The following is a 25,527-nucleotide window of genomic DNA, read 5'->3' on the forward strand; positions in this document are numbered from 1 at the left end:
GCCGGCGCCGACCGGAACGTGGAGGCCACCGGCCCGCGCCTCGTGCCCAGGGAGGGTCGTAAGCCCGAGCCGGCGATCCCCGACGAGGTCACGGGCAAGGAGCTCGATCGGGCGGTGCACCAGCAGCTGCGAACGTTGAGCAAGGAGAATGCGGACGGCGTCGCCAAGCACCTGGTCATGGCCGCAGCCCTCATGGAGGCCGACGACCTCGACGGTGCGCTCGCCCATGCGGAGACGGCGGCCCGCCGTGCGGGTCGGGTTCCGGCTGCACGGGAAGCCCTGGGCCTCGTTGCCTACCGGCTCGGCGACTTCGCGCGCGCCCTGTCGGAGTTCCGCACGGTCCGACGTCTGGGGGGCTCCTCGCACCTGCTGCCGCTCATGGTGGACTGCGAGCGGGGGTTGGGCCGGCACGAGCGTGCCCTCGAGCTCGCCTCGAGCCCGGAGGCGGCGACTCTCGGACCGGCGGAAGCGCTCGAGCTGACCATCGTCCGCTCGGGTATCCGTCTCGACCTCGGCCAGGCGGAAGCTGCTCGGCTGGAGCTGGAGGTCCCCGCGCTTCGAGGTCGCCTTCGACCCGAGCTGGCGCGGCTCTACTACGCCTACGCCGATGTCCTGCTCGCCCTGGATCGCGTCGACGAGGCGCGGGAGTGGTTCGGCAAGGCGGCGGAAGCGGACGTCGAGCTGACGACGGACGCCGACGACCGGCTGGCCGAGCTCGAGGGCGTCGTCGTCATCGAGGAGTGATGACCCGGGTACCTCGCCCCGTCCTCGGGGTGGTTCTCGACGTCGACGGGGTCCTGCTCCACGGCCGCACCCCGGTTCCGCGCGCCGCCGAGGCCGTGGCTGGGCTCGAGGTCCCGGTGGTCATCGCGACGAACAACGCCTCGCGCTCGTCCGATGACGTCGCTGCCCTGCTGTCGACGACGGGCATCCGCTGCGCGCCGGACCAGGTCCTCACCAGCGCCCGCGTCGCTGCCAACCACGTCCAGCGCGAGCACCCTGGGGCTCGTGTCCTTTCCGTCGGTTCCCGCGCGCTCGGTGAGGAGCTCGTGCGCGTAGGGCTGGTGCTCGTCGAGGACCCGCTGGCCGCGGACGTCGTGGTGCAGGGCTTCGCGCCGGGGACGACCGCGGCTGACCTGGGGCGGGCCGTCGTCGCCGTGCGACGAGGCGCCGCGTGGGTGGCGACGAACGCGGACCCGACGCTGCCGTCGGAGCTCGGTCCGGTACCCGGCAACGGCGCGCTCATCGACGTCGTCGCCGCGGCGGCAGGGATGCGCCCGGTCGTCACCGGCAAGCCGTCGTCCACGTTCTACCGGGAGGCGCTGCGGCGCCTCGGCGATCCCGAACCGGCCCGGGTGCTCGCGGTCGGCGACCGACTGTCGACCGATGTCCGGGGCGCGAACGCAGCCGGGCTGAGCAGTGTCCTCGTGCGCACCGGGATCGATGCGACGACGCCGCTCGACGCAACCACCGTGCCCCGGGCAGACATCCCGGCCGCTGTCCTCGAGGACCTGGCGGGGCTGCCCGGCTTGGTCCTTCGGGGCGTCGGCCCCGTGGCGTACGGTGAACCGAACCATCCTCTCGACCGGAGGTCGCCGTGATCCCGCCCCTCACCCGCGCCGTGCTGCACCTCGGTCTGTCGACCACCGAGGCAGTCCTCGACCGTGCCCTCACCGTCGTCCGGCTCGCCGACACCCTCCTCGTCGCGGGTGCCCGCGACAACGCTGCGGCGGGTCGGGGCACGAGCCCGTGGCCGGCCGAGGACGAGGGCGATCTCGCGGCGGTGTCGCTCCGGCTGGCAGGGGACGAGGAGACCGAGACGCCGAATACCCCGGCACGGAAGACGGTGGCGAAGGCCGCGGCACGGAAGACCACGACCCGGAAGACCGCGTCGAAGAGCACGCCTCGGAAGACGGCGGCGAAGACCACGGCACGCAAGGCCGCGACGACGGTGACTGGGACGTCGACGGCGAACAAGGCCGCTGCTGCCAGGACGACTCCTGCGAAGACGCCCGGGCAGAACGCTGCTGCTGCGAAGACCTCGGCCAAGAAGACGCCCGCGCGGTCGTCCGCGAAGGCGGCCGCCACGGGCGCCGCGAAGAACGCCGAGAAGGGTCGGACGCCGCGCCAGACCACCCCGCGGTCCGACGCGTGAGCGAGCTGCGACCGGGTCCGGTGCCGGGACCGCCGCCCGCCGGCGGTCCGACGCTCCACTCGCCGCCGGCGACGAGCGCCACGACCGCAGGTGTCCCGCAGACCGGGGACACCGTCATCGACGGGGCTCTCGCCGAGCTCGCCGCCGCCGAGACGGGTGACCTCGATGCGCAGCTGAGCGCGGCGGAGGAGCTCCACACGCGGCTCCGGGCTCGCCTGTCCGACCTCGGGGAATGACCGAGCGCCTCGACGTCCACCTCGTGCGGGCCGGCCTCGCCCGGTCACGCGGGGAGGCCACCCAGCTCGTGCGCTCGGGCGCGGTGACCGTCAACGGCGGCCCGGCCCGGCGCGCGTCCCATCCCGTCGAGGACGACGACGCGGTGGAGGTGGAGCGCGACGGTCCGGCGTGGGTCGGCCGCGGCGCGTTCAAGCTCGAGGGCGCGCTGGCCGGGCTCGGCCGGGACGCCCCGACCGTCGGGGGCGCCCGGTGCGTGGACGTCGGCGCCTCGACGGGAGGGTTCACCCAGGTCCTCATCCGCAGGGGTGCGGCGAGCGTCGCCGCGATCGACGTCGGCCACGGCCAGCTCGCTCCCGTGGTGGCGGACGACCCGCGCGTCACCGACCACTCCGGAACGACCGTCCGCGGCCTGGACCCGAGCGCCGTCGGCGGGCCCTTCGACGTGCTCGTCGCCGACCTCAGCTTCGTGTCCCTCGGCACCGTCGCGGAGGACCTCGCCGGGCTCGTCCGCGCCGGCGGGCACGCGATCGTCCTCGTGAAGCCCCAGTTCGAGGTCGGTCGCGAGCGCCTGGGGAAGAACGGCCTCGTCCGGTCCGCGTCCGCTCGTCGCCACGCGGTCCTCGAGGCCGCGCACGCCCTCGCCGCTGCCGGGCTCCAGCCGCGGCGGGCCCTGCCGAGCCCCGTGGTCGGCACGACGGGCAACCGCGAGTACCTCCTGTGGCTGACCCGTACGGCAGACCTGGACCCGGACGCCACCGGTCCGGCCCCGACCGGGGCCAGCAGCGCCCTGACATGGCAGGCTCTGGAGATGGAGATCGACCGGATCGTCGCGACGGAGGAGGGCTGATGGCGCCGCAGCGCAGGATCCTCCTGGTCGCGCACCCGAGCCGGGCCGAGGCGTTCGACAGCGCGCGCGCCGTCACCGCCCGCGTTCGGGCCGCGGGAGTCGAGGTCGCCGTCGACCCCGAGCAGCCCGGTGCCGATCAGCTCCTGGCCCTCCCCGGCGTCGTCTCCGCCGATCCGCAGCAGCCGGCGCGCGGGTGCGAGCTCGTCTGCGTGCTGGGCGGCGACGGGACGATCCTGCGCGGTGCCGAGCTCTCCCGCGACCTCGGCGTGCCGCTCATCGGCGTCAACCTCGGCCACGTGGGGTTCCTCGCCGAGTCCGAGCGCGACGCCCTCGACGTCACCGTCGACCGGATGCTCGCCCGGGACTACGTCGTCGAGGACCGGATGACCCTCGAGGTCGTCGCCACCCACGCGGGGCGCGAGATCTTCCGCGGCTGGGCCCTGAACGAGGCGACCGTCGAGAAGGCAGCCCGCGAGCGGATGCTCGAGCTCACCGCCGAGATCGACGGCCGGCCGCTGTCCACCTGGGGCTGCGACGGCGTCGTCATTGCCACCCCGACCGGCTCGACGGCCTACGCCTTCTCCGCCGGTGGGCCGGTGATCTGGCCCGACGTCGAGGCGATCCTCCTCGTCCCCATCAGCGCGCACGCCCTCTTCGCCCGGCCCGTCGTCCTGGGGCCCCGTTCCCGCCTGGCGGTCGAGGTCGTCCCGCACACGGACGGCCTCGGGGTCGTCTGGTGCGACGGCCGCCGTGCCGTGGACCTCCCGCCCGGTGCCCGGATCGAGGTCACCCAGTCGGCGATCCCGGTCCGTCTCGCGCGGCTGAGCGACGCCCCGTTCACCGACCGCCTCGTCGCGAAGTTCGACCTGTCCGTCCACGGCTGGCGCGGCCGTGCCCGGGAGGACCGCTCGTGATCCGAGAGGTCCGTCTGCGTGACCTCGGCGTCATCGCGGAGGCCGAGCTCTCCCTCGCCGACGGTCTCACCGTCATCTCCGGCGAGACCGGCGCCGGCAAGACGATGGTCGTCACCGCCCTCGGGCTACTCGCGGGGGGCCGAGCGGACACGGCCGTCGTCAGGTCCGGGACGCAGCGGGCCCTCGTCGAGGCCGTCCTCGAGGTGCCCGCGCCGCACGCCGTCCGGGACCGCGTCGACGAGGCCGGGGGAGACCTCGACGGTGACGAGCTCGTCGTCGTCCGCACGGTCGCCCCGAACGGACGCGGTCAGGCACACCTCGGAGGCCGGCGGGTTCCCGTGTCCGTGCTCGGCGAGATCGGGGAGCACGTCGTCGCGATCCACGGTCAGGCCGACCAGTGGCGCCTGCGCCGGAGCGACGAGCACCGCGCCGTCCTCGACGTCTTCGGCGGCCCGACGGTGGCCGCGGCGATCGAGCGCGTGGCCCTCGCCTGGGAGGCGCTGCGGGCGGCGACCGAGGAGATCGAGCGCCTGCGCGCGGACGCCCGGGACCGGGCTCTGGAGCGCGAGGTCCTCCTCGAGCGGCTCGAGGAGATCGCGCGTGTCGAGCCCCTGCCCGACGAGGACGACCGGCTGCGGATCGAGGACGACCGGCTCGCGTGGGCGGACGACCTGCGTGCCGCTGCCGCGTCCGCGCGCGACGCGCTCCTCGGGGACGACACGGGCAGCGGCCACGACGTCGCAGCGCTCGTCGGTGGCGCTCGGGGCCACCTCGGACGGGTCCGCGAGCACGACCCGCAGCTCGCCGAGCTCGACGACCGCCTGGCCGAGGTCGCGACCCTGGCCCAGGAGGTCGGGATCGACCTCGCCTCCTACGCCGACCGCGTCGACGTCGACCCGGAGCGCCACGCCTGGGTGCAGGAGCGCCGGGCCGTCATCGCCGCGCTCGTGCGACGGCACGGTGACACCATCGCCGACGTCCTCGCCTCCGGCGAACGGGGCGCGTCGCGCATCGCCGAGATCGACGCGGCCACCGATCTGCTCGAGGGAGCCGACGAGCGTCTCGAGCTGCTGCGTGGGGCCTACGCCACCGCTGCCGACGAGCTCACCGCGCTGCGCACGGCCGCCGCGGCTCGGCTCGAGGCCGCCGCGACCGCCGAGCTCGTCACCCTCGCCATGCCGAGGGCGCGCCTGGCGATCGCCGTCGGCGACGGCCCGGACGGGCCGCGGGGGCGAGACCGCGTCGAGATCCTCTTCTCGGCCAATCCCGGGTCGGATCTGCTGCCGGTGACGAAGGCCGCCTCAGGCGGCGAGCTCTCCCGGATCATGCTCGCCCTCGAGGTCGCGCTCGCCGGTCCAGCACCCACGCAGCGGGGGAGCGGACCGACCTACGTCTTCGACGAGGTCGACGCGGGCGTCGGCGGGCGGGCGGCGCTCGACATCGGCTCGCGGCTGGCGGCCCTGGCCCGCTCGCACCAGGTCGTCGTCGTCACCCACCTCGCCCAGGTCGCCGCGCACGCCGACCGGCATCTCGTCGTCCGCAAGTCCACCGACGGTCAGGTGACCCGCAGCGACGTCGTCGATCTCGACCCGGCCGAGCGAGTGGCCGAGCTCGCCCGGATGATGGGCGGCGACGAGGGCGAGACGGCCCGCGCCCACGCCCAGCAGCTGTTCGACGACGCGCAGACCGCCGTCGCGGACGCCCGAGCGGAAGGAACCGCCCGATGAGCCGGATCGTGCTCCTGCACCCGTCGACCGGTCCCGCGGGACTGCGGCAATCGCTCACCGACGCCGGTCACCTCGTCATCACGCTGGGCCCCCCGGCGGGGCCGGCGTCCGCACGTGCCCTCCGGCGGGCTGCTCGCGGGACCGACGCGGTCCTGCTCGACGCCCGCGCCGGCGGCACGGCAGCCGCGGTCGCCAGCGTCCTGTTGGCCGCCCTCGACCGCCCGCGGGTCGTCGCCCTCGCCGACGGTGCGACGACCACCCCGGCCCTCGCCGTCCTGGCGCGCCGGGCCGACCTCGTCATCGCCGCCGACGGCTCCACCGCCGACCGGGCGCACGTCGTCCGCTCGCGGCGCGTCGAGGTGGCCGCCCACCCGTCGGCGGTCGAGCTGGCGGGGTGGCTCACCGAGCCGCTCGCGTGACGTAGGGTTGAAGCCCGTGGCGAGCCTGACGAAACACATCTTCGTGACCGGGGGCGTGGCCTCCTCCCTCGGCAAGGGGCTCACCGCCTCGAGCCTCGGCAACCTGCTCCGCAGCCGCGGGCTGCGGGTCACGATGCAGAAGCTCGACCCGTACATCAACGTCGACCCCGGCACGATGAACCCGTTCCAGCACGGCGAGGTGTTCGTCACCGAGGACGGCGCCGAGACCGACCTCGACATCGGGCACTACGAGCGCTTCCTCGACGTCAACCTCGAGGGGTCGGCCAACGTCACGACCGGGCAGGTGTACAGCTCGGTCATCGCGCGCGAGCGGCGCGGAGAGTACCTCGGCGACACCGTCCAGGTGATCCCGCACATCACGAACGAGATCAAGGACCGGATGCGGGCCCCCGCCGCGGGCAGCCCCGGCATCGAGGACCGCGACGCGCCGGACGTCATCATCACCGAGATCGGCGGGACCGTCGGTGACATCGAGTCCCTCCCGTTCCTCGAGGCGGCCCGCCAGGTGCGGCACGAGATCGGCCGGGACAACAGCTTCTTCCTCCACGTCTCCCTCGTGCCCTACCTCGCCCCGAGCGGTGAGCTGAAGACCAAGCCGACCCAGCACTCGGTCGCGGCGCTGCGGCAGGTCGGCGTCCAGCCCGACGGGCTCGTCCTGCGGGCCGACCGGGACATCCCCGAGGGGATCAAGCGCAAGATCTCGCTCATGTGCGACGTCGCCGAGGACGCGGTCGCCGCGTGCGTCGACGCGCCGAGCATCTACGACATCCCGAAGGTCCTCCACGCCCAGGGGATCGACGCCTACGTCATCCGCCGCCTCGACCTCGGGTTCCGTGACGTGGACTGGACCGACTGGGACCGGCTCCTGCAGCGGGTGCACGACCCGGCGCACGAGGTCGAGGTCGCGCTCGTCGGCAAGTACATCGACCTGCCCGACGCGTACCTGTCGGTCACCGAGGCGCTGCGGGCCGGCGGCTTCCACCACGACGCCCGGGTCCGCATCCGCTGGGTCGCCTCCGACGACTGCCAGGACGACGCGTCCGCCTCCAAGGCCCTCGGCGGGGTCGACGCCGTCCTCGTCCCGGGCGGCTTCGGGGTGCGGGGCATCGAGGGCAAGATCGGGGCGCTCACGTGGGCGCGCACGCGGGGGGTCCCGACGCTCGGCATCTGCCTGGGCCTGCAGTGCATGGTCATCGAGTTCGCCCGCGAGGTCGCGGGGATCGCCGACGCCTCCTCGAGCGAGTTCGACCCCGGCACGACCGCCCCGGTCATCGCCACCATGGAGGAGCAGAAGGCGTTCGTCGAAGGCCAGGGTGATCTCGGCGGCACCATGCGCCTGGGCGCGCAGTCGGCAGACCTCCTTGCCGGGTCGGTCGTCGCCGAGGCGTACGGCGCGAGCACCGCCGTCGAGCGGCACCGGCACCGCTACGAGGTGAACAACGAGTACCGCGACCGGCTCACGGCCGCGGGCCTCGTCGTCAGCGGCACGCACCACGAGTGGGGCCTCGTCGAGTTCGTCGAGCTGCCGCGCGAGGTCCACCCCTACTACGTCGCCACCCAGGCCCACCCGGAGTTCCGCTCCCGGCCGCACCGCGCCCACCCGCTCTTCGCGGGCCTCGTCGGCGCGGCGCTCGAACGCCAGCGCGAGCAGCGGCTCGTCGAGGTCGACCCGCACGCCGGCGGTCACCACGAGGCCGGCGCGTGAGCGAGGCGCTCGCCGACCGGCCCGAGCAGCCCGAGGTCCTGTCCACGGAGCGGGTCTTCGACGGCAAGGTCTGGGACGTCGACCGCGACACCTTCGCCTTCCACGGCGACGAGCTCGTCCGAGAGGTGGTCCGCCACCCGGGGGCGGTCGCGATCCTCGCGCTCGACGACGAGGACCGGGTCGTCCTCGTGCAGCAGTACCGTCACCCGGTCGCGGCGCACGAGTGGGAGCTGCCGGCGGGTCTGCTCGACATCGCGGGGGAGGACCCCCTCGAGGCGGCTCGACGCGAGCTCGCCGAGGAGGTCGACCTCGTCGCGGACACGTGGAACGTGCTCGTGGACCACCGCCCCTCGCCCGGCGGCATGGACGAGGCCCTGCGGATCTACCTCGCGCGTGACCTCCGCGACGTCGCCGACGACGAGCGCTTCGAGCGCGAGGGCGAGGAAGCGCAGATGCAGCGCCGCTCCGTCCCGCTCGACGAGGTCGTCGACGCGGTGCTCGAGGGGCGTATCCACAACGGCACCCTCATGGTCGGGCTGCTCGCCGTGCGCGAGCTGCGCGCTCGCGGCTGGGCCGGTCTCCGCCCGGCCGACGTGCGCTTCGACATCCACCCCCGGGTGGGCGACTGAGCCCCACGGGCGTGCTCACTGGTAGGTGATGAGCGCCGGGAAGGGCTTCACCTGCTCGACGGTCTGCCGCGGGGTGAGCATCGGGGTGTCCTCGTCGATGAAGTTCTTCCACCCGAGGTGGACCCCCGCGGGCATGTCCTGACGGATCGCGCGCCAGGTGTCGAACTTCATCCCCGGCGTCCCGGACCCGTCGACGTGGATGACGGTCGCGAGCTCGTCCCACGAGGCGAGGCGCCCGCGGTGACGGATCATGTCGAGACGGAACTGATGGATCGTGAAGATCTTCTGCGGCAGGTTCTTCCGCGTGACGAGCGCCGCCAGCCAGTCGCCGACCTCGTTGATCTCCGCGACGTCGACCGATCCGATCTGCTGCAGCGGGAGCTGGTCCTTCGTCAGCTTCCACTCGGGGTCGAGCGCGAGCCCGACGTGCGGCCGGGCGAGGAGGCGCTCGTACTTCTTCGCCTGGTCGAGCATGCTCGCGCGCCCCGGCTGGAGGTCGAGGATGACGAGGATGCCGGCCTTCTCGGCCGCGTCCACCCACGGCTCGATCCACCCCGGCGGCATGACACCGGAGTAGAGGTTGTCCTTGCCGGGGCTGCCGAGCGCGGTTGTCGCGATGATCTCGAAGGCCGGCTGGACGGGGCCGTCGACGAGGCTCGCGTAGTCCTTCGCGTAGCGCTTGGCCAGCTTGACGGCTCCACCGGGCCCCTGCTCGCCGAGCACCCCGAGCGCGGGGGTCCGCGGTTGGCCGTAGAGCGCGACGAGGTGGCGGCCCGGGAAGGGCAGGACCCCGCCACCGGGCAGCTCGCGCGCTCCGAGCGCCATCGTCAACCGGTGCTCGACGGCCTCCGGGGACGAGCTCGACCCGTCGGGCCCGAGGCCGGGGCCGATGGCCACGACACGGGTGTCGCCGACGTCCTTGCGGAAGTCCGCGAGCCGGTCGGTGCCTCGTGGGTCACCCGCGACGACGACGGGCTCGCCGGCGCCGGCGGCGCGCGCCGTCGCGACGGCGAGGGTGTACGAGGGATCGTCGAGACGTGCCTTCGTGGCCACGAGCAGGGTGAGGCCCCGGGCGGGATCGTCGACCCGCACGTCCGGATCTTCGGTGGTGGCCTCGCGGTCCCCGAGGCGGTCGCCCCAGCCGCCCTCGGGCTCTCCCACGGTGCGGACGACCTCGGTGCCCAGCCGCTCGAGCTCCTCGGTGAGGCCGTCGGCGTCACCCGGCAGGGCGGGGACCCGCAGGCGCTGCGCGACCTCCGCCGCCGCGGCGTGGTCGGCCTCGCCAGCGGCCACGACGGCGACGCGGGCCCGCTCGAACAGACCCGCGCTGACGAGCAGGGCTGCTCGGGCGCCCGAGGCGGCGACGACGTCCGGGTCCCGCAGGACCACATGCGCGTCGGGGTCAGGTGCCGCGGCGCTCTGGCCGGGTGCGTCACCGCCGGAGCACGCGGCAAGGGCCAACGAACCGACGCCGAGACCGGCGCCGAGGAGCGAACGACGGGTCAGGGGGGAGGGCACAGGTGGACCTTCCGGTCGGGAGGGTGGCGGACCAGCGGCGACGCCGAGCGTCGACCACCGTACCGGCACACGGCGCGGCGGCGGGAGCGGCGAGGTCCGTAGGATGACGGCGCCGTCACCCTCGGCACCCCCGACCTAAGGACGCTGTCGTGCTGCGCACCCACACCGCCGGATCGCTCCGGATCGACCACGCCGGTCAGACCGTCACCCTCTCGGGGTGGGTGGCCAAGCGGCGGGATCACGGTGGGGTCGCGTTCGTCGACCTGCGGGACGCCAGCGGCGTCGTCCAGGTCGTCGCTCGGGACGAGGTCCTCACCGGGGCGGCGCACGACCTGCGCAACGAGTTCTGCGTCACCATCGTCGGCGAGGTGACCGCGCGCGACGCCAAGGACGTCAACCCCGACCTGCCGACCGGCGAGATCGACGTCGTCGCCCGGTCGATCGAGGTGCTCAGCCCGAGCGCGCCGCTGCCGTTCCAGATCGACGAGCGGGTCACGGTCGGCGAGGAGGCGCGCCTGAAGCACCGCTACCTCGACCTGCGCCGCCCGGGCGCGCACAACGCCGGGCACGCTCTCCGCCTGCGCAGCAAGGTGAGCGCGGCGGCTCGCCGCGTCCTCGAGGCCCGCGACTTCGTCGAGATCGAGACGCCGACGCTCACCCGGTCCACGCCCGAGGGGGCCCGCGACTTCCTCGTGCCCGCGCGGCTCGCGCCCGGCTCCTGGTACGCCCTCCCGCAGAGCCCACAGCTCTTCAAGCAGCTGCTCATGGTCGCCGGGATGGAGCGGTACTACCAGATCGCCCGCTGCTACCGGGACGAGGACTTCCGCGCCGACCGGCAGCCGGAGTTCACCCAGCTCGACATCGAGATGTCCTTCGTCACCGAGGAGGACGTGCTCGAGCTCGGCGAGGCGCTCGCGAAGGAGATCTGGGCGCTCATCGGGGTCGACCTGCCGACGCCCTTCCCGCGGATGTCCTACACCGAGGCGATGGAGCGGTACGGCACCGACAAGCCCGACCTGCGCTTCGGCCAGGAGCTCGTCGACGTGACGGACTACTTCGGCGACACCCCGTTCCGGGTCTTCCAGGCCCCGTACGTCGGCGCGGTCGTCATGCCCGGTGGCGCGAGCCAGCCGCGACGCCAGTTCGACGCGTGGCAGGACTGGGCCAAGCAGCGCGGTGCCAAGGGCTTGGCCTACGTCACGGTCGGTGAGGACGGCGAGCTCGGCGGTCCCGTCGCGAAGAACATCAGCGACGACGAGAAGGCCGGTCTCGCGGCGAAGGTCGGCGCGAACCCCGGCGACTGCATCTTCTTCGCCGCGGGCCAGCCGAAGGTCTCGCGGGCGCTCCTGGGCGCCGCCCGGCTCGAGATCGGCAAGCGCTGCGAGCTCATCGACGAGGATGCCTGGTCGTTCCTGTGGGTCAATGACGCCCCGCTCTTCGAGCCCGCGGCCGACGCGGTCGCCTCCGGGGACGTCGCCGTCGGCGCGGGTGCCTGGACGGCGGTCCACCACGCCTTCACCTCCCCGAAGGCCGAGTACCTCGAGACCTTCGACACCGACCCCGGCAGCGCGCTCGCGTACGCCTACGACATGGTCTGCAACGGCAACGAGATCGGCGGCGGGTCGATCCGTATCCACCGCCGCGACGTGCAGGAGCGGGTCTTCGCGGTCATGGGCCTGTCGCCCGAGGACGCGCAGGAGAAGTTCGGCTTCCTCCTGGACGCCTTCAAGTTCGGTGCCCCGCCGCACGGCGGCATCGCCTTCGGCTGGGACCGGATCGTCATGCTCCTGGGCGGCTACGACTCGATCCGCGACGTCATCGCCTTCCCCAAGTCCGGCGGCGGGTACGACCCGCTGACGGACGCGCCCGCGCCGATCACGCCGGAGCAGCGGGCCGAGGCCGGGATCGACGCGACCCCGGAGGACGACGGGGACGCGCCTGCACCGCAGGGCGCGCGGGAGGTCAGCCCGAACGAGAGCTGACGGGCGCCGTCGCGCCCGCGGCGTAGTCTGCGGCGGGTGTCCGACCTCTTCAGCGCCGCGGACGGTCCGGCATCGGACGGCCCGACGCCGGCGCCGCTGCAGCCGCTCGCGGCGCGGATGCGGCCCCGCTCCCTCGGGGAGGTCCGCGGGCAGGAGGAGATCCTCCGGCCCGGCAGCCCCCTGCGCCGGCTCATCGAGGGCGCGGGCGGGGTGGCCGGCCCGCTGTCGGCGATCCTGTGGGGTCCGCCCGGGACGGGGAAGACGACGCTGGCGCACCTCGTCGCCGGGGCCGCGGACCGGGACTTCGTCGAGCTCTCGGCGGTCACCGCCGGGGTGAAGGACGTGCGGGCGGTCATGGACGCGGCGATCCGGACCCGGTCGATGTACGGACGCCAGACCGTCCTCTTCCTCGACGAGATCCACCGCTTCACGAAGGCCCAGCAGGACGCGTTGCTGCCCGGGGTCGAGGACCGGCTCGTCATCCTCGTCGCGGCGACGACGGAGAACCCGAGCTTCTCGGTCATCGCGCCGCTGCTGTCCCGGTCGGTGCTCGTCACCCTCGAGCCGCTCGGCGACGACGACGTCGCGGCGCTCCTGGACGCGGCGGTGTCGGACGAGCGGGGGTTGCGTGGCGCGGTCGCGCTCGCCGACGACGCCCGGGACCACCTCGTTGCCATCGCCGGCGGGGACGCCCGGCGGGCCCTGACCTCCCTCGAGGCCGCGGCGGGGGTCGCGACCGACGCAGGGGCGGACGCGATCTCCCTCGCCCACGTCGAGCAGGCGGTGGCGCGGGCCGCCGTCCGGTACGACCGCACGGGCGACCAGCACTACGACGTGGCCTCGGCCTTCATCAAGTCGATGCGTGGCTCCGACGTCGACGCGGCGCTGCACTACCTCGCCCGGCAGCTCGAGGCGGGGGAGGACCCGCGGTTCATCGCGCGGCGGATCGTCATCGCCGCGAGCGAGGACGTCGGCATGGGCGACCCGACGGCGCTGCAGACCGCGGTCGCCGCGATGCACGCGGTCGCCCAGATCGGGATGCCCGAGGCCCGGATCGTCCTCGCCCAGGCCGTCGTCCACCTTGCGCTCGCACCCAAGTCGAACGCGGCCTACGTCGGGATCAACGAGGCGATCGCGGACGTCCGGGCCGGGCTCGCCGGGCCGGTTCCGCCGCACCTGCGGGGGAGCGGCTACACCCCGGCGGCGTCCCGGGCGGCGGGCAGTTCCGGGGGTCAGCAGCGCGGCGGGTACGCCTACGCCCACGACGAGCCCGAGGGCGTGGCCGCTCAGCAGTACCTGCCCGACGCGCTCGACGCGCGGATGGCCGACCACTCGTACTACCGCCCGACGGACCGCGGCTTCGAGGCTCGGCTCCAGGAGCGCTGGACCTGGTTGCGCGGCATCCTTCGCGGCACCCGTCGCTGACCTCGGCGGCGGCGCCTGCCCGGCGGCCTAGACTCGGGCCCACCATGGAAACCGCCGAGATCCGTCGCCGCTGGCTCGCCTTCTTCGAGAAGAATGGCCACACGGTCGTCCCGTCCGCCCCGCTCATCCACGAGGACCCCACCCTCCTCTTCGTCAACGCGGGGATGGTGCCCTTCAAGCCGTACTTCCTCGGCCAGGAGACCCCCGCGTGGCAGCGGGCCACGAGCGTCCAGAAGTGCGTGCGCACGGGCGACATCGACGAGGTCGGCAAGACCTCGCGGCACGGCACGTTCTTCCAGATGAACGGCAACTTCAGCTTCGGCGACTACTTCAAGGCCGGGGCCATCGAGCTCGCGTGGGAGCTGCTCACGAGCAGCCTCGACGACGGCGGTTACGGCCTGGCGAAGGACCGCCTGTGGGTCACCGTCTTCGAGGACGACGACGAGGCGGCCCGGCTGTGGACCGAGCTCACCGACGTCCCGGCCGAGCGCATCGTGCGCCGCGGCATGGCCGACAACTTCTGGTCGATGGGCGTCCCCGGCCCGTGCGGGCCGTGCAGCGAGATCTTCTACGACCGCGGACCGGAGTACGGGCACGAGGGCGGCCCGGCGGTCGACGAGGACCGCTACATGGAGGTGTGGAACCTCGTCTTCATGGAGTCCGAGCGCGGCGAGGGCTCCGGCAAGTCGGGTTTCCCCGTCCTCGGTCCGCTGCCGAAGAAGAACATCGACACCGGGATGGGCCTGGAGCGGATGGCCTCGATCCTCCAGGGCGTCGACAACATGTACGAGATCGACGAGGTCTTCCCCGTGCTGGCGAAGGCCGCCGAGATGACCGGCAGGCGCTACGGCGAGCGCTCGGGCCAGACCGCGGGTGACTCCCACCCCGACGACGTGCACCTGCGGGTCGTCGCCGACCACGTCCGCTCCTCGCTCATGCTCATCGGCGACGGGGTCACGCCCGGCAACGAGGGCCGTGGGTACGTCCTGCGCCGCATGCTGCGCCGCGCGGTCCGCGCGATGCGCCTGCTCGGGTACGACGAGCCGGCCCTGCCGCACCTCCTGCCCGTGTCGATGGAGCGGATGAGTCGGTCCTACCCCGAGCTGCGGGACGGCTTCGAGCGGATCTCCCAGATCGCCTACGCCGAGGAGGTCGCCTTCCGCCGCACGCTCGCGCAGGGCACGACGATCCTCGACACGGCTGTCGCCCGGACGCGCTCCGCGGGCGGCGACACCCTCGGCGGCGAGGACGCCTTCGCCCTCCACGACACCTACGGCTTCCCCATCGACCTCACCCTCGAGATGGCGGCCGAGCAGGGGCTGTCCGTCGACCGCGAGGGCTTCACCCGCCTCATGCAGGAGCAGCGCGAGCGGGCGAAGGCCGACGCGAAGGCGAAGAAATCCGGCCATGCGACGACGGAGGTGTGGAAGGAGCTGCGGGCGCTCGGGGAGACCGAGTGGAAGGCCTACGAGGCGCTCGAGACCGAGGGCTCGGTCGTCGGCATCGTCTCCGACGGCGTCCAGGTCCAGGAGGTCCCGTCCGGCTCGCGGGTCCAGGTCGTCCTCGACCGCACGCCCTTCTACGCCGAGTCCGGCGGTCAGATCGCCGACTCCGGGGTCATCGAGCTCGGCGGTACGCGCCTGGTCGTCCGGGACGTCCAGCGCCCGGTCAAGGGGCTCGTCGTCCACACCGTCGAGGTGAAGGGTGACGGACTGCGGATCGGCGCCGCCGCGCACGCCAAGGTCGACCCGATGTGGCGGGTCGAGGCCTGCCAGGCCCACTCGGGAACCCACGTCGTCCACGCCGCGCTGCGTGAGGTGCTCGGCCCGTCCGCGCTGCAGTCCGGGTCGTACAACAAGCCGGGTTACCTCCGGCTCGACTTCGCGTGGAACCAGGGCCTCTCGGCGGAGACCCGCAGCGAGATCGAGGAGGTCGCGAACACGGCGGTCCGCGACGACCTGCCCGTCTCCGCGATGTGGATGACCCTCCCCGAGGCCCGGGAGATGGGTGCGCTCGCCCTGTTCGGCGAGACCTACGGGGAGCAGGTCCGCGTCGTCGAGATCGGCGGCCCGTGGTCCCGGGAGCTGTGCGGTGGCACCCACGTGCGGCACTCCAGCCAGGTCGGTCCGCTGACGCTCACGGGGGAGGCCTCGGTCGGCTCGGGCGTGCGGCGTCTCGAGGCCTTCGTCGGGATGGAGGCGCTGCGGTACCTCGCCAAGGAGCGGGCGATCGTCGCGGAGCTGTCCTCGCTGGTCAAGGCGCAGCCGGGCGAGCTCGTCGAGCGGATCTCCGACGTGCTCGGGCGGGTCAAGGACGCCGAGCGACAGGTCGAGCAGCTCCGCCGGGAGCAGGTCCTCGCCGCTGCCGGGTCGATCACCGACCACGCGAAGGACGTCACCGGCGTCACCCTCGTGGCGCACCACGCCCAGGGCGCGTCCGCGGACGACGTCCGGGCGATGGTCCTCGACGCGCGCGGCCGGCTCGGTGAGGAGCGCCCGGTCGTCGTCGCCGTCGCCGGTGACGCGGGCGGCCGACCGGTCGTCGTCGTCGCGACGAACGCGCTCGCGCGCGAGTGGACGCTCCAGGCCGGCGCGCTCGTCAAGGTCGCGGCGCAGACCCTCGGCGGCGGGGGCGGCGGCAAGCCGGACCTGGCACAGGGCGGCGGCCAGGACGCGACGAGGATCGGCGATGCGCTGGCCGCGATCGAGCGGGCCGTCGCAGATCGTGGCTGAGCCGCGCCGCGGGGTGCGCGTCGGCGTCGACGTCGGCTCCGTCCGGGTCGGGGTCGCGCGCAGCGACGCCGACGGGATCCTCGCCACGCCGGTCACGACGGTCGCCCGGGACGTCGCCGCGGAGCAGGCCGCCGGCGGCGACCCGGACGTCGGCCCGGTGGTGGCGATCGTCGAGGAGCTCGAAGCGCTCGAGGTCGTCGTCGGCCTGCCCCGGACACTCGCGGGCGAGGACGGTCCCGCCGCGCAGGCGGCGCGTCGCTATGCTCACGTTCTTGCGAGCCGGGTGGGCGATCGTCCCGTCCGGCTCGTGGACGAGCGGTTGACGACGGTCGACGCCCACCGCGGCCTCAGGGACAGCGGTGTGCCCGGTCGGCGGCACCGGGAGGTCGTCGACCAGGCGGCCGCAGTGCTCATCCTCCAGGCCGCGCTCGACGCCGAGCGGGCCGCCGGTCGCCCGCCGGGCGAGCGTGTGGGGTCAAGGCGCCGGAAGGCGCGGACGAAGGACAGGGACGGATGACCGAGCCGGGCCTCGACGATTCGATCTTCGGGACACGCGGGGATGCCCCCCGCACCCGCCGGGAGCGGCGCCACCTCAGCCGTCCCGCCCGCCAGCGGCGCGGACGCGCCCTCATCGTCCTCGTCATGACCGCGGCCCTCGTGTCGTGCGGGGCGTTCCTGGCCTGGGGATCGATCAGCCCGGTCCTCGACCAGATCCCCGGCGTCGGGGGGTCGAGCGTGGAGGACTTCGAGGGCCCGGGGTACGGCTCGGTCGAGGTGACGATCGCGCCGGGCCAGAACGGTGACGCGATCGGCCGGACGCTCCAGGAGCGCGGCGTGGTCAAGTCGGCCGGCGCCTTCGTCCAGGCGGCGACCGCCTCGCCCGACGCGGCCGCGATGATCCAGCCGGGCACCTACACGCTCCAGCGGGGCATGCGTGCCAGCGACGCCCTCACCGCCCTCACCGACGGCAAGCACCGTTCCGCGGGCGTGACGATCGCCGAGGGGAAGTGGGCATCGGAGATCTACCAGATCCTCGGCAAGGCGACGGGCCACCAGGCGTCCGAGTACGAGGCCGCCGTGGCCTCCGGCAAGGTGAAGCTCCCCGCCGAGGCGAACGGCAGGATCGAGGGCTGGCTCTACCCCTCGACGTACGACTTCGACAAGAAGACGCCCGTGGTGACGCAGCTCAACACGATGATCGAGGAGACCGAGAAGGAGCTGAAGAAGGCGAAGATCCCGCGGGCCCGGTGGAACCGGACCCTGACGATCGCCTCGATCATCGAGGGCGAGGCGGGTTCCGCGGACCGGACCAAGGTCGCGCGCGTCATCCTCAACCGCTTGGACACCACGGGCGCTCCGGTCTACGGGCTGCTCCAGATGGACAGCACCATCCACTACCTCACGCAGAAGCGCGGGACGATCACGACGTCGGACAAGGACCGCAACTCCGACAGCCCGTACAACACGTACAAGGTGCCGGGCCTGCCCCCGGGCCCGATCAACAACCCGGGCGCGGAGTCGATCGAGGCCGCAGGCGACCCGGCGTCGGGCGACTGGCTCTACTTCGTCACCGTCAACGGGGACACGGGCGAGACGAAGTTCGCGACGACCTTCGCCGACCACCAGCGCAACGTCGCGGAGTTCCAGCGGTGGTGCAACGAGACCCCGGACTCGGGGTGCTCGAACGAGTGACCGCTGCGGGGGCGCCGGTCCAGCGGGCCGCGGTGCTGGGTGACCCGATCGAGCACTCGCTGTCTCCGGTCCTCCACACGGCGGCGTACGAGGCCCTCGGGCTCACCGGCTGGCACTACGACCGACGCCGCGTCGGCGCTGCCGAGCTCGCGGGCGTCGTCGCCGAGCTCGGGCAGGAGTGGCGCGGGCTGTCGTTGACGATGCCGCTGAAGGAGGCCGCGTTCGACGTCGCCACGGAGGTCTCGGAGCGCGCGCGCCGGGCGCGATCGATCAACACGCTCGTCCGCCGGGCCGACGGGGGATGGGCCGCCGACAACACCGATGTCATCGGCATCCACCGCGCGCTCGGCCTCGGCGAGACCGAGCTCCCCCGGGCCACCGTGCTCGGGGCCGGGGCCACGGCGCGCTCGGCCGTCGTCGCCCTCGCCGGGACGGTCAGTGGGTCGATCAGGGTCGCGGCGCGAGATCCGCGGAAGGCGTCCGTCGCGCTCGCCGAGCTCTCCCGGGACCTGCCGATCGAGGTGTGCCCGCTCGAGGAGTGGGCCGACGACCCCGGGCAGGCCGTCGTCAGCACCCTCCCGCCCGGGGGGTCCCACGCCGTGGCGGCGTGCGTCCGGACGCCGTCGGACCCCGCCCCCGTCCTCCTCGACGTCGTCTACGCCGGGTGGCCGACGCCGCTGGCCCGGGCCGCGACGGCCGTCGGGTGGCGGGTCGTCGGGGGCCTGGAGATGCTCATCCACCAGGCGGCCGCGCAGGTCGAGCTCATGACGGGCCGGAAGGCCCGCGACGAGGTCGTCGCCGCGATGCGATCCGCAGCGCGGACGGCGAGCGACGACGACTGACGCCCGTGGGAGGATGCGCCCCATGCTCCGCTGGTTGACCGCAGGTGAGTCGCACGGCCAGGCCCTCGTGGCCGTCCTCGAGGGACTGCCCGCCGGGGTCGAGGTGACGACCGGCGATGTCGCCGACGCGCTCGCCCGGCGCCGGCTGGGCTACGGCCGCGGCGCCCGCATGTCCTTCGAGCGCGACGAGGTGACCTTCCTCGGCGGCGTCCGGCACGGGTCGAGCATCGGTTCCCCGCTCGCCGTGATGATCGGCAACACCGAGTGGCCGAAGTGGCAGACGGTGATGTCCGCCGACCCGGTGGAGGCCGCAGACCTCGCCCGGGCGAACGACGTCGGCGCCGAGAAGGAGCTGGCCCGCAACCGACCGCTGACCCGTCCCCGGCCCGGCCACGCCGACCTCGTCGGGATGCAGAAGTACGGCTTCGACGAGGCCCGACCCGTCCTCGAGCGAGCCTCCGCGCGCGAGACCGCGGCACGGGTCGCCCTGGGGGAGGTCGCGGCGCGCTTCCTCGAGCAGGCCTACGGCATCCGGCTCGTCTCGCACACGGTCTCCATCGGGACGGCCGCCGTCGCCGGCGACGCGCCGCTGCCCACCCCCGACGACGTGGCTGCGCTGGACGCCGATCCGGTGCGCACGCTCGATCCCACCGGCAGCGCCGCGATGGTCGCCGAGGTCGACGCCGCGAAGAAGGACGGGGACACCCTCGGCGGAGTCGTCGAGGTCCTCGCCTACGGCCTGCCCCCGGGCCTGGGCTCCCACGTCCACTGGGATCGCCGGCTCGACGCGCGGCTGGCCGCGGCGCTCATGGGCATCCAGGCGATCAAGGGCGTCGAGGTCGGCGACGGCTTCACGACCGCCACGCGCCGAGGCTCGGCCGCGCACGACGAGATGGAGCGTGACGCCGAGGGCACCGTCCGTCGTCGGAGCGGACGGGCGGGTGGGACCGAGGGCGGCATGTCGACCGGAGACGTCCTGCGGGTGCGTGCCGCGATGAAGCCGATCAGCACCGTCCCGCGCGCCCTCGACACGATCGACGTCACGAGCGCCGACGCCGCGACGGCGATCCACCAGCGCTCGGACGTCTGCGCCGTGCCCGCCGCGGGGGTTGTCGCCGAGGCGATGGTCGCCCTCATCGTCGCCGAGGCGTGCATCGAGAAGTTCGGGGGCGACAGCGTCACCGAGACGGCCTGCAACATGCGGACCTACCTCGAGTCGATCCCCGAGCTCATGCGGACGTGGGACCGGTGACCGTCCCCGATCAGGTCGTCCTCATCGGCCCGCCGGGAGCGGGCAAGTCGACGACGGGGGCGCGGGTCGCCCGCGCTCTCGGCCTCGAGATCCTCGACACCGACGCCATGGTCGAGCAGCGCGCGGGCAAGCCCGTCGCCGACATCTTCGTCGAGGACGGCGAGCCCGTATTCCGGGATCTCGAGCGCGAGGTCACCCTCGAGGCGCTTCGGCACGGTGGCGTCGTCTGCCTCGGCGGTGGGGGGCCGATGACCCCGGAGATCGCGGCCGCCCTCGACGGCCGGACGGTCGTCCTGCTCGACGTCGGGATCGCGGACGCCGCCCGCCGGGTCGGCTTCGACCGGTCGCGCCCGTTGCTGGCCGTGAACCCGCGGGCCCGGTGGATCGAGCTCATGGCCGCCCGCCGCCCGACGTACGAGCGGCTGGCGACGCGCGTCGTCGACACTGCCGGTCGGACCCCGGCCCAGGTCGCCTCCGCGGTCCTCGAGGCGATCGGGGCGGACGACCGCGAGGCCGGGCGATGAGCGAGGTCACCCGCATCCCGGTGGGGGAGGACTACGAGGTGGTCGTCGGGCGCGGCGTCTCGAGCCATGTCGCCGGACTGCTCCCCGACGCCGTCCGCCAGGTCCTCGTCGTCCACCCGCAGGACCTCGCCGCGCTCGCCGATCCGGTGATCGCCGCGCTGCGTGACGCCGGGCTCATCGTCCACGCCGCCGGGGTCCCCGACGCAGAAGCCGCCAAGGCGGTCCAGGTGGCCGCCGACCTGTGGTCCCGCCTGGGCCAGGCAGCCTTCACCCGTTCCGACGCGGTCGTGGCCGTCGGCGGCGGGAGCGTCACCGACCTCGCCGGCTTCGTCGCGGCGACCTGGCTGCGCGGGGTGGCGGTCGTCCACGTCCCGACGACGGTGCTCGGCATGGTCGACGCGGCCGTGGGGGGAAAGACGGGGATCAACACGCCGGAGGGCAAGAACCTCGTCGGCTCCTTCCACCCGCCGGCCGGGGTCCTCTGCGACCTCGACACCCTCGACACCCTGCCGGAGGTGGACCGGGCCGCGGGCCTGGCGGAGGTCGTCAAGGGTGGCTGGATCGCCGACCCCGTCATCCTCGACCTCGTTGAGAAGCACGGGCGCGCGGCGCTCGACCCGTCCTCCCCGGTCCTGCGGGAGCTGGTCGAACGGAAGATCTCCGTCAAGGCGCGCGTCGTCGCGGCCGACCTCAAGGAGTCCTCGCTGCGCGAGATCCTCAACTACGGGCACACCTTCGGCCACGCGATCGAGCTCGCGGAGGGGTACCGGATGCGTCACGGCGACGCGGTCGCGATCGGGATGGTCTACGCCGCGGAGCTCGCGCACGCCGCGGGCACCCTCGGCGTCGAGGACGTGGCGCGCCACCGTGCCGTCAACGAGCGGCTCGGACTGCCGACCCGGTGGACGGGGACGGCGGGCTTCGACGAGCTGCGGGTCGCGATGGGCCGGGACAAGAAGACCCGAGGCGCGACGTTGCGCTTCGTCACCCTCACCTCCGCCGGGCACCCGACCCGGCTGGTGGGGCCGGACGAGGCTCTCCTACGGACCGCCTACGAGGCCGTCACCGCCTGACGGACCGCTGGCCCGGCGGTCGGCGGCCGTCAGTTGGGGGCCGCGGCTGCCGGGTGCTCCTCCTCGACCCCCACCAGGTCCTTCATCACGCCCTCGACGTCCTCGCGCACGGCCGGTCCCACGGCGCCCCAGCCGTCCTCGTAGCCGTAGACGGTGCGCAGCGGGACCGCGTTCCGGTTGACGTCCAGCAGCTCGATCTGGTCGGCGTCGACGAGCCCGGGGTGCCACTCGCCGCACGCCTCCGACACCTTGAGCAGGTCGCGGCGCAGGGTGTTGATGTAGCTGGCGACCCGCGGCGCCTTCGTCTCCGGCACGAGCCCCCGCTCGAGCCACTGGTTCTGCGTCGCGACCCCCGTCGGGCATTTGTCGGTGTGGCACTTCTGCGCCTGGATGCAGCCGATGGCGAGCATCGCCTCGCGACCGACGTGGATGACGTCGACGCCGAGCGCGAGGGCGACCATGGCGGTGTCGGGCAGGCCGAGCTTGCCGCTGCCGATGAACGTCACGTCGTCGGTGAGCCCGGCCCGGGCGAAGAGGGAGTAGACCCGGGCGAAGCCGACCCGGAAGGGGAGGGCGACGTGGTCGGAGAAGATGAGGGGGGCCGCGCCGGTGCCACCCTCGCCGCCGTCGATCGTCACGAAGTCGACACCGCGGTCGCGCCGGGACATCTGGTCGACGAGGTCGTGCCAGACGCCGAGGTCGCCGACGGCCGACTTGATGCCCACCGGCAGGCCCGTGCGGTCCGCGATCGTCTCCACGAGGTCGAGCATCGAGTCGACGTCGGAGAACGCCGTGTGCCGCGAGGGGCTCGCGCAGTCCTGGTCCCGCGGGATGCCGCGGACCCGGGCGATCTCGTCGGTGATCTTCGCCGCGGGCAGCAGGCCACCCAGGCCGGGCTTGGCGCCCTGGGAGAGCTTGATCTCGATCGCCCGGACCGGGGCGGAGGCGACGACGTCGACGAGGCGCTCGAGGTCGAACCGGCCCTGCTCGTCGCGGCAGCCGAAGTAGGACGTGCCGATCTGGAACATGAGGTCGCCACCGCGGCGGTGGTGGTCCGACAGCGCGCCCTCGCCGGTGTTCTGGTAGGCGCCAGCAAGCCGGACGCCCTCGTTGAGGCTGCGGATGGCGGCACCGGACAACGAGCCGAAGGACATGCCCGAGACGTTGACGAGCGAGTCGGGCCGGAACGCGTGACGCCGACCGCGCGGACCGCCGATGACCTTCGCTGCCGGCAGCCGCACGAGATCGTCGTGGCTGCCCTTCGCGCCGTGGGCCAGCCGGGAGGACGGGGCGACGTCCGAGAACGTCCGGTGCTTGATGATCGTGTACCCCTCGGCGCGCTCGACGTCGTTGTCCGTGCCGAAGCCCGCGTAGTTGTTCTGCTGCTTCGCGCTCGAGTAGATCCACGCCCGCTGGTCACGACTGAACGGGCGTTCCTCGTCGTTGCTCGTGACGATGTACTGGCGCAGCTCCGGGCCGATCGTCTCGAGGGCGTAGCGGGCGTTCGCGATGACGGGGAAGTTGCGCTTGAGCGCGTGGGTGCGCTGCGTCAGGTCGCGGGCGGCCAGCGCGGCGATCCCGGTCGCGGCGGCCGTGCCGAGCGTGGTCCAAGGCTTCATGCCCGCGAGTCTGCCCCGCGATCGCGCCCCGGTCGACCCGTCCCACCGGCCGGTTAGGATGATCGTCGGCCGTCTTCGCCCCATGGGGTGGACGCGCCTCGACCTGGTCCCAACCCGAAAGCGATCCCTCCGTGGCGACGACGAACGACCTCAAGAACGGCATGGTGCTCAACCTCGACAACCAGCTCTGGTCCGTCGTGGAGTTCCAGCACGTCAAGCCCGGCAAGGGCCCGGCGTTCGTCCGCACGAAGCTGAAGTCGGTCACGAGCGGCAAGGTCGTCGACAAGACCTTCAACGCCGGGACCAAGGTCGAGACGGCGAACGTCGACAAGCGGACGATGCAGTTCCTCTACAACGACGGCACGGACTACGTCTTCATGGACCCCGACACCTTCGACCAGATCCCGGTGAGCCCGGATGTCGTCGGTGACGCGGCGAAGTACATGCTCGAGAACCAGGAGGCGGTCGTCGCCCGCCACGACGGCGCCGTCCTGTTCATCGAGCTGCCGGCCTCGGTCGTCCTCGAGATCACGTACACCGAGCCGGGCCTGCAGGGTGACCGGTCGACCGGTGGCACGAAGCCGGCGACGCTGGAGACCGGCGCCGAGATCCAGGTCCCGCTGTTCGTCGAGCAGAACACGAAGGTCAAGGTCGACACCCGCGACGGTTCGTACCTCGGCCGCGTGAACTGAGTTGGCGGCCCGCACCAAGGCCCGCAAGCGGGCGCTCGACGTCCTATTCGAGGCCGAGCAGCGCCGCGTCGACCCCGTCGCGCTCGTCCGCGACCGGAGCGAGGCCCCGGTGACCGAGGCCCCGCTCAACCCGTACACGGTCCAGATCGTCGAGGGCGTGACCGAGCACGGGGCGCAGATCGACGACGCGCTGCGCACCTACAGCCAGGGGTGGACGCTCGACCGGATGCCGGACGTCGACCGCGCCATCCTGCGGATCGGGGCGTGGGAGATCCTGCACAACGAGCAGGTGCCCGACGCTGTCGCGATCTCCGAGGCGATCGGGCTCGCGACCGAGCTGAGCACCGACGACTCGCCCCGGTTCGTCCACGGCCTCCTGGCGCGCGTCGCGGAGGTCAAGGACACCCTCAGCTGACCTCCCCGAGACCACACCAGACCCCCGAAGGAGCAGGCCTTGGCACAGGACCACACGCCCAGGTACACGAAGGCGGGCGAGGGGTACGAGCGGGACATGACGTACGTCCCGGACCGGATCACCGCGCAGCCGGGGGCCAGCCGCGACCCGCGCGGTCATGACAAGAAGCCCGCGGAGATCACCGCGCCCACCTGGCCGGTCGAGCCCGGGCGCTACCGTCTCGTCGCCGCGAAGGCGTGCCCGTGGGCCAACCGCTCGATCATCGTCCGCAACCTGCTCGGGCTGGAGGACGTCATCAGCCTGGGGATGCCCGGGCCGACGCACGACGCCCGGAGCTGGACGTTCGACCTCGACCCCGGCGGGGTCGACCCGGTGCTGGGCATCGAGCGTCTCCAGGAGGCCTACTTCCTCCGGTTCCCGGGCTACGAGCGCGGGATCACCGTGCCGACGATCGTCGACGTGCCCAGCGGCGAGATCGTCACCAACGACTTCCCGTGGATCACCCACGACTTCTTCTTCGAGTGGCGCGAGTACCACCGCGAGGACGCGCCGAACCTGTGGCCGGAGGACCTGCGCGAGGAGATGGAGGAGGTCATGCGCCGCGTGTTCACCGAGGTGAACAACGGCGTGTACCGCTGCGGGTTCGCCGGGTCGCAGGAGAGCTACGACGCCGCCTACGAGCGGCTGTGGACCGCCATGGACTGGCTCGAGGAGCGGCTGGCCGACCGGCGTTACCTCATGGGGGAGTCGATCACGGAGGCCGACGTCCGGCTGTTCACGACGCTCGCCCGCTTCGATGCGGTCTACCACGGGCACTTCAAGTGCAACCGGCAGAAGCTCACCGAGATGCCCAACCTGTGGGGCTACGCACGGGACCTGTACCAGACGCCGGGGTTCGGCGAGACGATCGACTTCGACCAGATCAAGGCGCACTACTACGTCGTCCACACCGACGTGAACCCGACGGGCATCATCCCGCAGGGTCCCGACCCCGCGGTGTGGGAGACCCCGCACGGACGGGGCTGATCCCGACCGCGTGACCGGCCGCCAGCGTACCTGAGGGGCGCTGTAGGGTTCGGTACCGAACGACATCCTTTAACGACCGTC

Annotated in this window: 24 protein-coding genes; 22 read left to right on the forward strand and 2 right to left on the reverse strand. The window is 73.2% G+C overall.

Features of this window, described 5'->3' with window-relative positions:
• The first annotated feature begins 18 nt into the window (after positions 1-18).
• Genes DAA34_RS08245 through DAA34_RS08290 form a run of 10 tightly spaced genes read left to right on the forward strand, consistent with a single transcriptional unit; the run spans position 19 to position 8,654 of the window.
• Positions 19-744, forward strand: coding sequence for a tetratricopeptide repeat protein (locus tag DAA34_RS08245; protein ID WP_234354170.1), 726 nt, complete (start codon positions 19-21; stop codon positions 742-744).
• Positions 744-1,601, forward strand: a complete 858-nt coding sequence (locus DAA34_RS08250) for an HAD-IIA family hydrolase (protein WP_106818416.1) — start codon at positions 744-746, stop codon at positions 1,599-1,601. The genes DAA34_RS08245 and DAA34_RS08250 overlap by 1 nt, the downstream gene beginning before the upstream one ends.
• The gene (locus DAA34_RS08255; protein ID WP_106818417.1) at positions 1,598-2,155 is read left to right on the forward strand and encodes a hypothetical protein; all 558 of its coding nucleotides are present in this window, start codon (positions 1,598-1,600) and stop codon (positions 2,153-2,155) included. Before DAA34_RS08250 ends, DAA34_RS08255 begins: the two co-directional genes overlap by 4 nt.
• The gene (locus tag DAA34_RS08260) at positions 2,152-2,391 is read left to right on the forward strand and encodes a hypothetical protein (RefSeq protein ID WP_106818418.1); all 240 of its coding nucleotides are present in this window, start codon (positions 2,152-2,154) and stop codon (positions 2,389-2,391) included. The genes DAA34_RS08255 and DAA34_RS08260 overlap by 4 nt, the downstream gene beginning before the upstream one ends.
• A complete protein-coding gene (locus DAA34_RS08265; RefSeq protein WP_106818419.1) occupies positions 2,388-3,239 on the forward strand; it encodes a TlyA family RNA methyltransferase in 852 nt (283 codons plus the stop codon). The genes DAA34_RS08260 and DAA34_RS08265 overlap by 4 nt, the downstream gene beginning before the upstream one ends.
• Complete coding sequence (locus DAA34_RS08270) at positions 3,239-4,153, forward strand: NAD kinase (protein ID WP_106818420.1); 915 nt, start codon at positions 3,239-3,241, stop codon at positions 4,151-4,153. The genes DAA34_RS08265 and DAA34_RS08270 overlap by 1 nt, the downstream gene beginning before the upstream one ends.
• The gene (gene recN, locus DAA34_RS08275) at positions 4,150-5,880 is read left to right on the forward strand and encodes a DNA repair protein RecN (protein ID WP_106818421.1); all 1,731 of its coding nucleotides are present in this window, start codon (positions 4,150-4,152) and stop codon (positions 5,878-5,880) included. Before DAA34_RS08270 ends, recN begins: the two co-directional genes overlap by 4 nt.
• Positions 5,877-6,299 carry a hypothetical protein gene (locus DAA34_RS08280; protein WP_106818422.1) on the forward strand — a complete coding sequence of 141 codons (423 nt, stop codon included), beginning with the start codon at positions 5,877-5,879 and terminating at the stop codon, positions 6,297-6,299. The genes recN and DAA34_RS08280 overlap by 4 nt, the downstream gene beginning before the upstream one ends.
• A gap of 16 nt (positions 6,300-6,315) precedes the next feature.
• Positions 6,316-8,025, forward strand: a complete 1,710-nt coding sequence (locus DAA34_RS08285) for a CTP synthase (RefSeq protein ID WP_106818423.1) — start codon at positions 6,316-6,318, stop codon at positions 8,023-8,025.
• A complete protein-coding gene (locus DAA34_RS08290) occupies positions 8,022-8,654 on the forward strand; it encodes an NUDIX domain-containing protein (RefSeq protein ID WP_106818424.1) in 633 nt (210 codons plus the stop codon). Before DAA34_RS08285 ends, DAA34_RS08290 begins: the two co-directional genes overlap by 4 nt.
• Positions 8,655-8,669: 15 nt before the next feature.
• Here the strand turns inward: DAA34_RS08290 and DAA34_RS08295 are convergent, their stop codons facing one another.
• Complete coding sequence (locus DAA34_RS08295; RefSeq protein ID WP_158707681.1) at positions 8,670-10,172, reverse strand: cell wall-binding repeat-containing protein; 1,503 nt, start codon at positions 10,170-10,172, stop codon at positions 8,670-8,672.
• A 149-nt stretch (positions 10,173-10,321) separates the two neighbouring features.
• On the opposite strand from DAA34_RS08295, the gene aspS reads away from it, so the two are divergent.
• Genes aspS through aroB form a run of 9 tightly spaced genes read left to right on the forward strand, consistent with a single transcriptional unit; the run spans position 10,322 to position 21,694 of the window.
• Positions 10,322-12,154, forward strand: a complete 1,833-nt coding sequence (aspS, locus tag DAA34_RS08300) for an aspartate--tRNA ligase (protein WP_106818426.1) — start codon at positions 10,322-10,324, stop codon at positions 12,152-12,154.
• Positions 12,155-12,190: 36 nt separating this feature from the next.
• On the forward strand, positions 12,191-13,579 hold the full coding sequence (locus tag DAA34_RS08305; RefSeq protein WP_234354171.1) for a replication-associated recombination protein A: 1,389 nt from the start codon (positions 12,191-12,193) through the stop codon (positions 13,577-13,579).
• Positions 13,580-13,623: 44 nt separating this feature from the next.
• Positions 13,624-16,311, forward strand: a complete 2,688-nt coding sequence (gene alaS, locus DAA34_RS08310; protein ID WP_106818427.1) for an alanine--tRNA ligase — start codon at positions 13,624-13,626, stop codon at positions 16,309-16,311.
• Positions 16,304-16,828, forward strand: a complete 525-nt coding sequence (ruvX, locus tag DAA34_RS08315) for a Holliday junction resolvase RuvX (protein WP_234354172.1) — start codon at positions 16,304-16,306, stop codon at positions 16,826-16,828. The genes alaS and ruvX overlap by 8 nt, the downstream gene beginning before the upstream one ends.
• Positions 16,825-18,003 (forward strand): endolytic transglycosylase MltG, encoded by a 1,179-nt coding sequence (gene mltG, locus DAA34_RS08320; protein WP_106818429.1) that lies wholly within the window; start codon positions 16,825-16,827, stop codon positions 18,001-18,003. Before ruvX ends, mltG begins: the two co-directional genes overlap by 4 nt.
• A complete protein-coding gene (locus DAA34_RS08325) occupies positions 17,988-18,845 on the forward strand; it encodes a shikimate dehydrogenase (RefSeq protein WP_106818430.1) in 858 nt (285 codons plus the stop codon). Before mltG ends, DAA34_RS08325 begins: the two co-directional genes overlap by 16 nt.
• A gap of 22 nt (positions 18,846-18,867) precedes the next feature.
• Positions 18,868-20,097 (forward strand): chorismate synthase, encoded by a 1,230-nt coding sequence (gene aroC, locus DAA34_RS08330; RefSeq protein ID WP_106818431.1) that lies wholly within the window; start codon positions 18,868-18,870, stop codon positions 20,095-20,097.
• Positions 20,094-20,621: a shikimate kinase gene (locus DAA34_RS08335; RefSeq protein ID WP_199847445.1), complete on the forward strand. Its 528-nt coding sequence runs from the start codon at positions 20,094-20,096 to the stop codon at positions 20,619-20,621. Before aroC ends, DAA34_RS08335 begins: the two co-directional genes overlap by 4 nt.
• On the forward strand, positions 20,618-21,694 hold the full coding sequence (gene aroB, locus DAA34_RS08340; protein WP_106818433.1) for a 3-dehydroquinate synthase: 1,077 nt from the start codon (positions 20,618-20,620) through the stop codon (positions 21,692-21,694). Before DAA34_RS08335 ends, aroB begins: the two co-directional genes overlap by 4 nt.
• Positions 21,695-21,723: 29 nt before the next feature.
• Here the strand turns inward: aroB and DAA34_RS08345 are convergent, their stop codons facing one another.
• On the reverse strand, positions 21,724-23,313 hold the full coding sequence (locus DAA34_RS08345) for an FMN-binding glutamate synthase family protein (RefSeq protein WP_106818434.1): 1,590 nt from the start codon (positions 23,311-23,313) through the stop codon (positions 21,724-21,726).
• A 131-nt stretch (positions 23,314-23,444) separates the two neighbouring features.
• On the opposite strand from DAA34_RS08345, the gene efp reads away from it, so the two are divergent.
• From efp to DAA34_RS08360, 3 genes are all read left to right on the forward strand, one after another.
• Positions 23,445-24,005 carry an elongation factor P gene (efp, locus tag DAA34_RS08350; protein ID WP_106818435.1) on the forward strand — a complete coding sequence of 187 codons (561 nt, stop codon included), beginning with the start codon at positions 23,445-23,447 and terminating at the stop codon, positions 24,003-24,005.
• 1 nt (position 24,006) lies between these two features.
• Positions 24,007-24,420 (forward strand): transcription antitermination factor NusB, encoded by a 414-nt coding sequence (gene nusB, locus DAA34_RS08355; RefSeq protein ID WP_106818436.1) that lies wholly within the window; start codon positions 24,007-24,009, stop codon positions 24,418-24,420.
• A gap of 96 nt (positions 24,421-24,516) precedes the next feature.
• Positions 24,517-25,446 (forward strand): glutathione S-transferase family protein, encoded by a 930-nt coding sequence (locus DAA34_RS08360; RefSeq protein ID WP_106818437.1) that lies wholly within the window; start codon positions 24,517-24,519, stop codon positions 25,444-25,446.
• Positions 25,447-25,527 lie beyond the last annotated feature (81 nt).

Origin of the sequence: Janibacter massiliensis (assembly GCF_900289115.1) — a bacterium.
Lineage (GTDB): Bacteria > Actinomycetota > Actinomycetes > Actinomycetales > Dermatophilaceae > Janibacter_A > Janibacter_A massiliensis.